The following is a 13,858-nucleotide window of genomic DNA, read 5'->3' as shown; positions in this document are numbered from 1 at the left end:
ATGGGTGAGGTTTTTATTCTTTATCGTCTTTATCACTGCTATCGCCCGGTATGATAGCTTTACCCACAGCGACCGTACCTTTAACCACACCTTTAGTGGTTTTATAAGCGATTTTAGCAGGTACAGTAACAATTTTATGTACACAAGCTTGCAGCAAAAACATACTGGCAATAATAACGATAAAATGCAATTTTTTCATAAATGTCCTAAGAATAATTATAGGCTCTGATGACAGTCATCAGATAAGCAATAATCATAAACTAATAAATCCTGCCTATAAAGCCATCATTTCTATTAATCTTATAACCAGTTAACCATACGGATTTATCTATGACTTCTATCCCCCTTTGTTTACCGAATACCATTACTCCTGAGCAATTCTTAAGCGATTATTGGCAAAAAAAACCCCTATTGATTAAGCAAGGCTTACCGCAATTAATTGGTATGTTTGAGCCGGGAGATATCTTAGGCTTAGCCATAGATGAAGACGCTACTGCAAGGCTACTGACTCAAGCTGCGAGCAAACAAGAAGGTCAGCCGCAATGGCAACTTAAAAAGAACCCACTAACTGAAGCCGACTTTGATAACTTACCTGAGCAATGGTCAGTACTGGTACAAAATCTTGAGCAATGGTCGCCGGAACTTGGCGCATTATGGCAGGCGCTTGATTTTATACCGCAGTGGCAGCGCGATGATATTATGGTGTCTTATGCGCCAAAAGGCGGCTCGGTTGGCAAGCATTATGATGATTACGATGTATTTCTAGCGCAAGGGTTTGGCTCTAGGCGTTGGCAGTTAGGTAAGTTTTGTGATGAGCAGACCCAATTTGTTGCCGATGAGCCGATACGTCTATTTGATGATATGGGCGAGATTATCTTTGATGAAATCTTAGAAGCCGGTGATGTGCTATACGTGCCACCAAAATTAGCACATTTTGGCGTAGCGCAAGATGATTGCCTAACCTTTTCCTTTGGCTGCCGTCGTCCAAACTTGATGCAAATTATTGATAGCCTTGCCGATATCGCGACCAATGACAGCGCTTTATTTATACCGATGTTATTACCACAAGCTATGCAAGCGTCAGGGGAGTTAAAGACTGACAGCATTGAGGCGATTAAAACTCAATTATTACAACTGCTCCAATCTGAGCGCGGTGATACGATTATTCGCCAAGCCGTGTCTGAAGTGGTCAGCAAGCGTCAATATGATGTGCTTGTCCCTGAGGAGTCGCTGACGACTGATGAGATGATAGCAGCATTGGCAACTGGCGCGACGTTGCAAGCAGATTACAGCAATCGTTTGTTATACACCCAGGCGGATAATGACATCGTTTTATATGCCAATGGGCAACGCCTAGATGATTTGCATGAAACATCGATAGCACTACTGGTACGCTTATCTAATGGCGAGCATTTAAGCCTTGACGATATGGAAGGGATTGACCCTGATGAAGTGATGGAATGGTTAGAGAATGGTTGGATATGGATGAATCATCCAGAGTAATGCCATAGTTATTAGCCAGTTTTTATAGTACATTGGCTATTAAGCATTATTTAAAAACCATCAGCGCCTATTTACTAAGATTTGAATGTCTTAATAAATAGGCGCTGATTTTTATGTAAAGATTCTAACTTAAGCAAAAAAATATTTTTAATACTTCCCTTTATGTAGCAACCGCTTTTTTATAACGACTCACGCCAGCGATAATCGTTTCTTCAATCACCCTATCATCACCTAACATCATCAATACAAATAACTGCTCATCAAGCGACTTGGTCTGTGTCATACGGCGCTCCATTAAATCAGTGCCTCCCATATCTATCACCACAAAATCTGCTTCTTTATTTGGCATAAAGTTACCGATTTTATCGTCTAACAACAATGACTGCGCGTTGCCTAAAGTAATTTGATATAAGCCTTGATGCGCTGATAGCGGATTACTCTGTAATTGCTGAACTTTATAGGCTTCTGATAAAGTGGTCAGCATCGATAAGCTAGTACCTGCACCGACGTCGGTTGCGATACTAACGCCGGTATAGCTTAGGGTTTTGGACAAATCAAACAGTCCACTGCCTAAAAATAAATTGGACGTTGGGCAATGGGCTATTTGGGTGCCAGTATCACGTAGCACTTCATATTCTGATGTCGAGAGATGGATGCCATGCGCCAACGTCGTATACCTGCCAAGTAAGCCCATATCATGATAAACGTCCAAATAACCTTTATGATTGGGATAAAGCTCACGTACAAAAGCGATTTCATCAAGGTTTTCAGCCAGATGTGTCTGTAGATAAACACTATCATAACTACGATACAGCTCACCGGTCATTTGTAATTGCTTTGCCGTTGACGTTATGGCAAATCTTGGCGTAATCGCCACATGCTGACGTCCGCGCTCATGCCATTTATCGATGATATTTTGTGTATCACGGATGCCCTGCTCTGTTGGTACACACAGATGCTCAGGCGCGTTTTGATCCATCAATACGTTACCCGTAATCATACGAGTATTCAGACGGCTGCTTTCGTTAAAGAATGATTCTACTGACTGCGGATGACTGGTTGAAAATACCAAGGCGCTTGTTGTGCCGTTAGCAAGCAGCTGGTTTAAAAAGAATTTTGCGGTATCATCAGCAATCTTTGCATCACCAAAATTGGCTTCGGTCACAAAGGTATAATTGTTCAACCAATCAAGTAATTGCTCGCCAAAGGCAGCAATCATATCTATCTGCGGATAGTGCACATGGGTGTCGATAAAGCCTGGCATGATAAGCTTATCTTGATAATCGTGAATTTGTACTGGCGCTTGACCCTCTTGACGACTGGCGTTGCCGTACTGCGACATCATTGATGCACAGCTGCCATAATCTACAACGCGACCAGTCGCATCATCGACCACCAAAGCACCATTGGCGATATACTCAGGATAAACCTTGACGCCTGCCACCACTGGCAGCAAAGTAACGTTTTTATCGACCACCGTAATGCTAGGACGCTCAGCATTGGTTAAACTATCATTGGTTAAATCAGCCGTCTCTACATGGGTATGCTTGGCTCTTGCCGCCAGATTCTCTTCCGTTAAATAATGCAATAATTGTGCTTGATAAATATGTATGGTCATAAAAAAATCTCACAATAATAGATAAGTAGTTTGGTTAAAAATTCATACATATTATGTGTCTACCCTAATACAATCAAAGAAATACAAGCACAAAGTTGCTGAGCGCAGCCTATCTCTTATGATGGCTGACGAAGCTAAGAACGATGTATTAATGCATTTAAGGCAGACAGATAAATAGAGAATTAAAAAAATTTTAATTGAGATAAATGTTAGTTATAAATCATGATAAAGCTGCATAACTTGCGCCGCGATAGAGATCGCGACTGCCATTGGCTCTTTTCCGCCAGTATTAAGTCCTATAGGCATGGTCAATTTATCGGCTATTTGCTCACTGTAGTCACGCTGTAGCAGGCGATCTCTGAAACGCTTGGCTTTGGTTGCCGAGCTGATACAGCCAAGGTAAGGTAATGAGCTGCTATCGATGCCAATTTTTACATAAGAATCGAGCGTGGCACGGACCAAATCAAAATCAAGGCTATGATCATGCGTCATGACCAAAATAAAGTACTGAGTACCTTTTTTCATTGACGCATTTATTGAAGCACTTTTAATACTCTTGGCAACAAACGGTTGAACAAAATCGACTGGATCTTCATCAAGATGCGGGCGAATGTGAGTAGGCAACTGATAAGTCACTTGCCCCTCTACAGTATCCGGATTATGGGTTAGATAACGCTCAAACATCTCAGCACGGCTGTCTACCCAGTCAACTTGACAAGGTAGCTCGGCAAGAATGTTCATTAGCGCAGCTGCTACATGCCCTGCACCAAATACCAGTAAAGTCATAGGCGGCGTTACATTAAAGCATTCAAACATGACCGTGACGCTACCGCCGCAGCATTGAGCCAATGTAGCGCCCAATGGATAATGCTTGGTGTATACGGCATCGCGGCGTACTGCCTGCGCCTTTGCAGACTTACCTTCTTTTAACGGTTGCGTGCTTCTAGCGTCAGTGCCATTAATTTCGCCATTTAGCAATTGCCTAGCGGTTATCGTCACGTCATGTTCAAGGCTACCGCCGCCTAAGGTGTCACAGCATGCATCAAGCGTCACGATCATTTTTGATTGAAGCTCACGAGGTGCTGAGCCATTGACTGCAACGACTGTCGCCAAAATATGCGCAATACCTTGCTGCTGATATTGCGCCAGCCCGTCATACCACTTTGTTGGTGGCATCGGTGTGATTAGGGACTTATTCACTATGTGCCGGTCCGCGAGCCGTTGATACATTTGGGTTTTGTATCGCTTCAGGCTGATCATCCGTTAGCTTACCTTCGACTTCTGTTGGATTAATATCTTTACCGTGTGCGACTTGCTGCGGCTTGACTTTATCATCATCAATACCGCAATTATCATCGGTTACTGTTAGGCTAGTAATCGTATCTGTATCCGCTTTAGAAGCGATTTCCCATTCTTGACCTTGCATACGCATGACCGATTTTAATACCGCTTCTGGCGTTGCCGGCATGGTCAGCTCAGGGTTTTTCTGGTAATCACCTAAGCTTGCAATCGCGTTGTTAATCGCGCACCAAACACTGGCTGCTAACATAAATGGCGGTTCGCCAACGGCTTTGGAGTTATAAATAGTCTGCTCTTCGTTTTTGCGCTCGAACAGTTTGACGCTCCATTGTTTTGGTAAGTCATGCGCCGTTGGAATTTTATAATTGGCGGCACTGTTTGACGCAAGGTTTCCTTTTTTATCCCAAACCAACTCTTCAGCAGTAAGCCAGCCCATACCTTGAACAAAACCGCCTTCAATCTGACCGATATCAATTGCAGGATTAATCGACTGCCCAACATCATGCAAGATATCGCAGCGCAATACTTTATATTCACCCGTTAAAATATCAATCTCAACCTCAGAACAAGAGGCACCCAAGGCAAAGTAAAAAAATGGGCGACCCCACGCTTTTGAGCGATCATAAAATATCTTTGGTGTTTTGTAGTAGCCAGTAGACGATAAGCTAACGCGGTGCTGATATGCGAGTAACACCATTTCAGCAAAGGTTAGTGTTTCTTTATCACCGATATGGACATGATTACGCTCAAATTTGACATCCTCTGCACTTACGTCAAAATGTTCAATAGCAAATTCAACCAAGCGATCTCTAATAGTAATACAGGCATTTTGTGCTGCTTTACCATTCATATCAGTACCTGACGACGCCGCTGTTGGCGAAGTATTTGGCACTTTATCGGTACGAGTTGCGGTTACTTTTACGGTATCCAAGTCGACATCGAATTCATTGGCAACGATTTGAGCAATCTTGATATATAACCCTTGCCCCATCTCGGTACCACCATGATTGATTTGAATCGTACCGTCGGTATAGATATGTACCAAAGCACCCGCTTGGTTTAGCGTCTGTACCGTAAATGAGATACCAAATTTGACTGGCGTTAGAGCCAGACCAAAACGTTTGTCACTACCTTCGGCTTCAGCTTTTCGATTAGCGACTGTGATTTGTTCACGGCGCTTAGCATAATCGTTATCATCAGCTAACGTCTGCATAATAGTCGCCAAATCAAAATGCTCAATTGGCTGCCCATAATGGGTGCTTTGACCATTTTGATATAGATTTGCCAAACGTACCTGCAAAGGATCTTTGCCCAAACTGTAGGCGATATCATCCATCATGTATTCAGCAGTTAGCAAACCTTGTGGGCCACCAAAACCTCGATAAGCGGTATTTGATACTGTATGAGTCTTGCAGCGATGACCAGCGATTTGAGCCGCTGGATAATAATAGGCGTTGTCACAATGGAACATCGCCCGATCGACAATGGCATCGGACAAATCTGGTGAATAGCCACACAATCCTGATAGCTGCATATCAACGCCAAGCACTTGACCAGCATCATTGACACCGACCTCATAGCGATTGGCAAATTCATGACGTTTACCAGTTACGACCATGTCATCTTGACGGTCTAAGCGCATACTAACTGGCACATTATGGCGTTTGGCAACGATACCGCACAGACACGCCCATGCCGCAGCTTGCGTTTCTTTACCACCAAAGCCGCCGCCCATTCGGCGCACAACTGTCGTCACGGCATGAAAAGGTAAATCGACCACTTCGGCGACCAGCTGCTGCACTTCACTCGGATGCTGTGAGGAAGTATAGACTTCAAGCCCACCATCATCACAAGGAATAACATAAGACACTTGCCCTTCCAAATAAAAATGCTCTTGCCCCAGCATATGAATATGCCCTGCAATACGAGTAGGTGCATTCTCAAGCTCAGCCTGAGCATCACCGCGCGTCATAAAGTGACTTGGACGTACAAACTGCTCTTGCTTTAGCGCCTCATCAATAGTGAGGATTGCGGGCAGCGGCTCATATTCCACAATGGCTTTGAGCACTGCCTTTTTTGCTGCACGGTGACTGGTGGCAACCACCGTAAATAGCGTTTGACCGACATATTCTGTGATCTGATCGACCATGAGTGGATCGCCATCAAACACTGCTCCGATATCAGTCTTGGCTGGTAAATCTTTAAAGGTGATGACATCGATGACCCCGTCTGCTGTTCGTACGGCGCTCAAATCCATATTCAATACACGAGCATGCGCGTGAGCACTTTTACCAATTGCTAAATGCAGGGTGTTTTGTGGTTTTAGCATATCGTCCACATAAGTGGCAGTGCCCATAACGTGACTAATAGCACTGTCATGTTTGGCTTGGGTGCCAATCTTGTCTTTTGGTGGACGCTGTCTGCGGGTACTGTAGCTGTCAAATAATGAAGAATGGTGGCTCATAATGGCTCTCTCTTATATTTTTAGCAAAACCTATCTCTCTAACAATAGCGTTTTGACTGTATCTTTTAGCGATGCGAAAGTTAGGTGAGTTAGCATAATCAAGCAAGTTCAAACGCTAGGGCCGTCTATTTAGCCCTTGCCGAGCTTACTTACTATATGTTTACTTACGCATCTACCGTTTGCACATCAGCAACCAATTGCTTGCCACACTTAATGATTAACCGCTGCATCACATGCATACGATACTCTCGGCTGGCTCTCACATCGGTCATCGGTGAGACATCATTAGGTAGCCTTTGTGCTGCCTGCTCGAAACTGGCAACATTTACTGCTTGTCCAATTAGTGCCTGCTGACATTCTGCTGCCAATAAAGGTATCGCCGCCATGCCGCCAAGTCCAAATTTTGCATCTTGGATAGTCATGCCATCCGCTGACAAATCAAGTCGCGCAGCAAGCAAGCACGCTGAGATATCATCTTCGTAACGCTTACTAATCTTATGAATATAGAGATACTGATGATCTTGCATCAGCGGAATATGAAGGGCAACCACGTAACTACCAGCACGTAGTTTGGTCTTTTTATAATCTAAAAAGAATTTAGATAAAGGAATGATTTCATCAATACTAGATACTTGATTTGAATGGACATTATTAACATTGAGATTGTCAGTAGCGCTGTTGATAGCATTGTCAATAGCGGCACAATGACGCAGATGAATATGAGCATCTAATGCCAATAGAATGGGAGGCAAATCGCCAATCGGTGAAGCGTTAGCGACGTTACCGCCGATAGTGCCCATATTACGGATTTGTGGAGAAGCAATACGTTCAAACAAATTGGCAAACGCAGGGAAATGCTGTTCAAGCGCAGGTAGCATGCTCTTATAGCTCATGCCAGCACCCAATACTAAAAACTCTACTTCGCTATCGCCTTTTGACTGCTCATCGGTATTTAAGCTTAACGCTTGTAGTGACCAAGATTTTAGCTCATCAATCGCTGACAGTTGTACGATAATATCGTGATCAACCAAGTGTTGCGTCACACTCAAACCTAAGTCCGTACCACCTGCCCAAATGGTCGCTTTTGGATGGGTAGCGAGCACTTGATTGAGCTCAGCAACAGACTGTGGAATGAATAACTTACGTGACCCTTGAGTAAGCGCAGGCTCAATAGTACCCATTTCGCTTGAAACGGTTTGTCTGCTATTTGCCATCGCATCTGTCGCTAAACTGATGGTCAAGTCTTTGGCGATCGTCTGATCAGCATCGCGTTGTCTACCAATCTCACTCATTGCCAAACCCGCCTCGATAATCGGACGATAGCCGGTACAGCGGCAAAGATTCCCACCAATTGAAGCCACGATATCATCGTAGCTTAAATCATCTTTAATGGTTCCTTTTGCGACTTGCAGACGATGATTCTCGTAGGTGCTGGCCAGCGTCATCACAAATCCAGGCGTACAAAACCCGCACTGCGAGCCATGGCATTCGACCATTGCTTGCTGCGCTGGGTGCAATAAAGCACGTTCTGGATGATGTTCAGGATTGTCCGCGATATAAGCTGACGTCATTATATGATGACCATCCATCAATGACAGTAGCGTGATACAGGCGTTAAGGGTATAAAAAGGCAAATCAGAAGAATCTTCACCACTGCTAGGTAAGCGCTGCGCCATCACCGTACAAGCGCCGCAGTCGCCACTGCCGCAGCCTTCTTTGGTATCAGTCTGGCGTTCGTGCAAGCGCAAATACTCAAGCACCGTGGTATTCGGATTGAGGTCAGTTAATTGCTTATATTGACCGTTCAAATAAAAATGAATCATAGCAATGCTCAGCTGTCAGAATAAAAGGAAGATAAAAAACTGCTTTATCTTTAATCGAATCATAAAATCTTAACAATCAGTATCTTAAAGGATAACTGCACACAAATGCGCTGCCCTTAAGTGAGTACTTAATTACCATGTTAATAAAATTTATACGATGATGATCATCATACCTACATCAATACTGAGAGTTATAACTGTATTGAATAAGCTGACTGCCTATCTGACTACTGACTTGCTCAGGCTTAATCTGTTTGCGGTTTGAACTTTTTAATTTACCTATGATCTATGAGCATCTTTAGTAAATACAAAAGCATTATCAAGGGTTTGGGTATCGTCTTAATGACGACTACTCTATCGGAAAATCGAGGAATATAAGCACCGTTAAAACATGCTTTCGAGGTTTAGCTTACGTCAACGTTCCGTGTTAAAGGGATTTATTAACCATTTAGTGAATAATTGCTGACTAAACGGTTAACTTATATTATCACCATCTTTGTTTAACTTACAACTCAAAAAATACCTTATTTTGGTTGAAAAGCCAAGAAACTTCATTACTAAAGTGAATATTTACTAAAACACCTACCTATCCTACCTATCCTACCTCTAAATTTAAGCATAAAAAAACGACCAGAAATTACTCACCAAATATTTGGGAATAATGACTGATCGTCATTTTTACTATTCGAGCTATTTCTTTATTGGCAATAAGCTAATCTTTTAACTTCTTATAAGATTATTGGTTGCCTGTACTAAATTATTGCTGTTACTTCTATGTACCAAGCTCTAACAAGCTTGCATTTCCGCCAATGGCAGTGGTATTAATGGTTTTTACACGCTCAGTGACGAAGCGGTATAGATAATCAGGCGTTAGCATCTCTGATAATCCGTCCATATCAGTGACGCTAATAACTTGCGTCAACATACCATCAGTTTTGGCAAGCTCTTGACTGACCGCTTGCACCTCTTGCCGATTACCAGAGACGGCAACTTGCGCAAGGCGATCGATGTATAAAAGCGTGACGGTTTGTGAGTCATTGGCGACACTCAGCACATCATCACTGATGCCAGCCTCATAGAGGATTTTTGCCGCTTCAATGCACATCTCATCTTGGCTTGGGCAATGCAATATCACCTCATTACCCGTTAATAATGCTGCTAGCAATTGCCCAAGCACTGCCATAGCGCGAGCAGACTCGCCGCCAACAACCATCGTCTTACCGCGACCCGTCACGTACAAGTCATTTGACTCGCCCGTAGCACCAGTCATACGGTGCTCTTCGTCAAGCATGGGTGCGGCGCTCAATAAATGATTGAACAGACGCTTTGCCTTATTGGCATCACCGGTTAATAATGCCATTCTTGGTGCGGCTTCTTGCAGATAAGTGGCACGATTCACTGCGCCAAGCAAACGCCAAGTTTCACAAACTTGGCCATGATTTTTTTTGAATTCAGTCGCCATAGTGCTACTCCTTATGCGATTATTGTTTGAGTACGGGTTGCAGCGGTATTGTCTATCAGAGCCACTTGCTCATTAGCCAACTGCTCTGTCGTTAAGCTCATCAGACGGGCGACATAATGTGGACCACCTGCTTTGGGACCTGTGCCCGATAGACCGCAGCCACCGAACGGCTGTACGTTGACGACCGCGCCGATTTGGTTACGGTTGATATAAGTATTGCCGACAAAGGCACGGCGCTCGATATGCTCTACCGTGTTTTCAATACGGCTATGGATGCCCAAGGTCAAACCAAAACCCGTCGCATTGATCGCATCAATCAGCTTATTTAGATCACGTGCTTCATAACGCAGTACATGCAAAATAGGACCAAAATGCTCTCCGCCGATCACATCGATACTTTTTACTTCTATGGCCGTTGGCAATACGAACGTTGCTTGATCTTGACTGACTTCTGAGCTGTCACTCATCGGTGTCTGCGCCAAAATCGTAGCCGTTGGCTCAGCACGCATGCGTTCGATATGGGCTTCAAGTCCGCGCTTGGCGTCAATATCAATCACAGGACCCACATCTGTGGTCGCGTATAGCGGGTTGCCAACGATTAATTCAGCCATATTGCCTTGCAATAGCTCAATCAAATCATCTGCCATCTCTTCTTGTACACATAAGATACGACATGCTGAACAGCGCTGACCTGCTGAACCAAAGGCAGATAATACTGCATCTCTAACCACTTGCTCAGGCAATGCCGTTGAGTCCATAATCATGGCATTTTGTCCACCAGTCTCCGCGATAAAGACAGGCAGCTCACCGCTGACTTGAGCATGGGCATTTAGGCTTTGGTTGATGCGCTGCGCCGTTTGGGTCGAACCTGTAAAGATAACACCTGCGATATTGTCCGCAGCAGTCAATGCAGCACCAACGTCGCCCGCGCCAATCACGAGTTGCAATGCTTCTACTGGCACGCCAGCTTGATACATAAGCTGCGCACCGAAATGAGCGATTAAGCTCGTCTGTTCGGCAGGTTTTGCCACTACGGTATTACCTGCAGCCAGTGCTGCAACTACTTGACCGGTATAAATAGCCAATGGAAAGTTCCATGGGCTGATACAAATAAAGGTGCCACGTGCTTTATAAACTTGACGCGATGGCTTGCCTGCCAAATCGGTAAACTCATAAATAACATCATCTAAACGCTCAGCTTCATCAGCATAAAAACGGCAAAAATCAACCGCTTCTTTGATTTCGTCAATGCTGTCTTGTAAGGTTTTACCTGCCTCAACTTGGCATAATGCCATCAGCTCTGCATAGTTTTCTTCATACAAGTCCGCTATTTTACGCAATATAGCGGCACGTTTAGTAGCAGCAACCGCTTGCCATTCGCCTTGTCCAGCGACTGCCGCCGCAATTGCTTGCTGTGCGATAGTAGCATTGGCATAGACGACTTCACCAGCTATTACTTCATGGTTCCAAGGCGCACGTACAGCTTGCTTATCAAGCTGATGAGTGTTGCCATCTACCGTATTGTCATTGACTGCGTTGCCATTAATAACCGAAGTCGCAGACCATGTTTTGTGTATATGCGTATCGATAGCTGCTTTAAACGGTATCCACTGCGATTCTACAAAGATATTGGGACCAAAGCTGGCACGGCGTGCACCATAGATAGCTAGCGGTAATGGAATATCTGGATTGTGTAGCGTTGCATTGGTTAATAGCTTGTCATACGGATGTACAGTTAGCTTGTCAATTGGATAAGACTTGTCTAATAACTGATGGACAAACGAGCTATTGGCACCGTTTTCGAGCAATCGACGTACCAAATACGGCAGCAGATCTTTATGAGCGCCAACCGGTGCATAGATACGTACAGGGATTTGATAAGCTTGTAAGATATGGTCATAAAGCGCATCACCCATACCATGCAGACGCTGGAACTCAAAGTCTCTGTGCGAGCTCATGGTCATGATTGAAGCAAGCGTGTGCGCATTGTGCGTTGCAAACTGTGGCCAAATAAGACCACGCAAATGCTCTGATAATAAGAAACGCGCGCAGGCAAGATAAGCGGTATCCGTGCCTTCTTTACGCGTCCAGACCGGATAGCCTGATAGACCTTTTTGCTGAGCAAGCTTAATCTCTGTATCCCAATAAGCGCCCTTTACTAGACGTACAGGAATACGGTCGCCAACCTCAGTTGCCAAGCGTGCCAGCCAAGCCAAAATAGCAATTGCACGCTTTGAGTAACCTTGTACAACTAAGCCAAGACCATCCCAATCCGCTGTTAGATTGTCGCGATATAGAGATTCAAATAGTTTTAGCGATATCTCAAGACGATCGGCTTCTTCGGCATCAATACTGATATCAACATTTACCTCACGCGCAGCTTCAATCAACAGTAAGCAGCGTTGACGCAACAGCCCCATGACTTGCGCTTCTTGCGTGGCTTCATAACGCGGATGCAATGCAGACAGCTTGATCGAGACTGACGGCTTCGGCATGCCCTCTTTAACTTTCACACTTGCAGTGGCTTTGATAGCATGCAAATAATCATTAAAGTATTTTTCAGCATCTTTATGAGTAATTGCCGCTTCACCCAACATATCAAATGAGTAGGTATAACCTTTATTGCGATATGGCTGGCTATTTTTATTAGCGCCTTCAATCGTTTCGCCAAGTACGAACTGGTGTCCCATGATACGCATGGCTTTTTGCATAGCACTACGAATAACAGGCTCACCCATCTTTTTGGTCATACGATCCAAAAATCCAGATGCCGTGGTATCACTATCGATACTCACCACACGACCTGTCATCATCATGCCCCACGTTGAGGCATTAACCATAAAACCATTGTCATTTTTTAAATGTTTTTTCCAGTCAGCGACGCTCATCTTGTCATGAATCAGCGCATCAGCCGTGTAATTGTCCGGCACACGAATCAAGGCTTCCGCCAAGCTCATGAGCAAAACACCTTCTTGGGTATCCAAGCTGTACTCAAGCAATAATGAGTCGACCATTTTTACCGCTTTACCATCATTACGCACATGCTCAACCAGCTGACGCGTCTGCGTAGCTGCACTGTCACGCTCGGCATCTGTCGGTTTAGCAAGTGGCAATAACTGCGTCAACCAGCGCTCTTCATCCACGCTATACAAAGGCGATATACGCGCATGTAGCTCTGTTGATGACTGAGCAATATATTCTGGTGATAACAAATCAATAGGATTAAATAAAATCGGCTCTTGCGGGGTAAATTGCTCTACTGGGTTCATAACAACTCCATAACTTGAAAATCCATCATAAGTGATGCGCTGAGGCTTTTTAACATTGAAACTTTTAAATATTGTGGCGCTAAAACAACGTCGTAACGCTAAAGTATTGAAACGTTTTATCATCTACCCTATCGAAAACAGTAATCAATCACAATCAGCTAGTAAGCAGTGTGAGTGATTCGGCGTCGATAACATACATAACAATGAACAGAACACACGACAATATTAAAAAACGAGAAAATCCAGCATAAGCTGGAAAAGGTCAAGTAGATCGTTTGACTGTGCAACGGACTACGTCAACAATACAAAGGCAACAACATAAAACTAAGCGGCATTAGTGCCTTCTTCTTGTTAGTAGTGAAAGGAGAGTGTTTGCAATATAAAGTGGCAATATGCAATGCTGATTCACTGATAAGAAAA

The 13,858-nt window shown here is 44.1% G+C and carries 8 protein-coding genes; 1 reads left to right on the top strand and 7 read right to left on the bottom strand.

Features of this window, described 5'->3' with window-relative positions:
• Window positions 1-13: 13 nt before the first annotated feature.
• Window positions 14-199 carry an NF038104 family lipoprotein gene (locus PSYCG_RS05715; protein ID WP_011513481.1) on the bottom strand — a complete coding sequence of 62 codons (186 nt, stop codon included), beginning with the start codon at window positions 197-199 and terminating at the stop codon, window positions 14-16.
• A gap of 131 nt (window positions 200-330) precedes the next feature.
• On the opposite strand from PSYCG_RS05715, the gene PSYCG_RS05710 reads away from it, so the two are divergent.
• Window positions 331-1,503, top strand: coding sequence for a cupin domain-containing protein (locus PSYCG_RS05710; protein ID WP_020443348.1), 1,173 nt, complete (start codon window positions 331-333; stop codon window positions 1,501-1,503).
• 160 nt (window positions 1,504-1,663) lie between these two features.
• On the opposite strand, the gene guaD is transcribed toward PSYCG_RS05710, so the two are convergent.
• From guaD to putA, 6 genes are all read right to left on the bottom strand, one after another.
• The gene (gene guaD / locus PSYCG_RS05705) at window positions 1,664-3,121 is read right to left on the bottom strand and encodes a guanine deaminase (protein WP_020443347.1); all 1,458 of its coding nucleotides are present in this window, start codon (window positions 3,119-3,121) and stop codon (window positions 1,664-1,666) included.
• A 213-nt stretch (window positions 3,122-3,334) separates the two neighbouring features.
• Window positions 3,335-4,321 carry a xanthine dehydrogenase accessory protein XdhC gene (gene xdhC / locus PSYCG_RS05700; protein ID WP_144061755.1) on the bottom strand — a complete coding sequence of 329 codons (987 nt, stop codon included), beginning with the start codon at window positions 4,319-4,321 and terminating at the stop codon, window positions 3,335-3,337.
• Window positions 4,314-6,884 carry a xanthine dehydrogenase molybdopterin binding subunit gene (gene xdhB, locus PSYCG_RS05695; protein WP_020443345.1) on the bottom strand — a complete coding sequence of 857 codons (2,571 nt, stop codon included), beginning with the start codon at window positions 6,882-6,884 and terminating at the stop codon, window positions 4,314-4,316. Before xdhB ends, xdhC begins: the two co-directional genes overlap by 8 nt.
• Before the next feature lie 164 nt (window positions 6,885-7,048).
• Window positions 7,049-8,707 carry a xanthine dehydrogenase small subunit gene (locus tag PSYCG_RS05690; RefSeq protein WP_020443344.1) on the bottom strand — a complete coding sequence of 553 codons (1,659 nt, stop codon included), beginning with the start codon at window positions 8,705-8,707 and terminating at the stop codon, window positions 7,049-7,051.
• 772 nt (window positions 8,708-9,479) lie between these two features.
• Entirely contained in the window at window positions 9,480-10,169 is a 690-nt protein-coding gene (locus tag PSYCG_RS05685; protein ID WP_020443343.1) for a 1-pyrroline-5-carboxylate dehydrogenase, read from the bottom strand.
• Between the two features lie 11 nt (window positions 10,170-10,180).
• Window positions 10,181-13,438, bottom strand: a complete 3,258-nt coding sequence (gene putA, locus PSYCG_RS05680; protein ID WP_020443342.1) for a bifunctional proline dehydrogenase/L-glutamate gamma-semialdehyde dehydrogenase PutA — start codon at window positions 13,436-13,438, stop codon at window positions 10,181-10,183.
• Between the last annotated feature and the right edge of the window lie 420 nt (window positions 13,439-13,858).

This window comes from Psychrobacter sp. G, assembly GCF_000418305.1.
GTDB lineage: Bacteria > Pseudomonadota > Gammaproteobacteria > Pseudomonadales > Moraxellaceae > Psychrobacter > Psychrobacter cryohalolentis.
The sequence above is the reverse complement of the archived record's forward strand: the minus strand, read 5'-3'. Positions and strand labels throughout refer to the sequence as shown.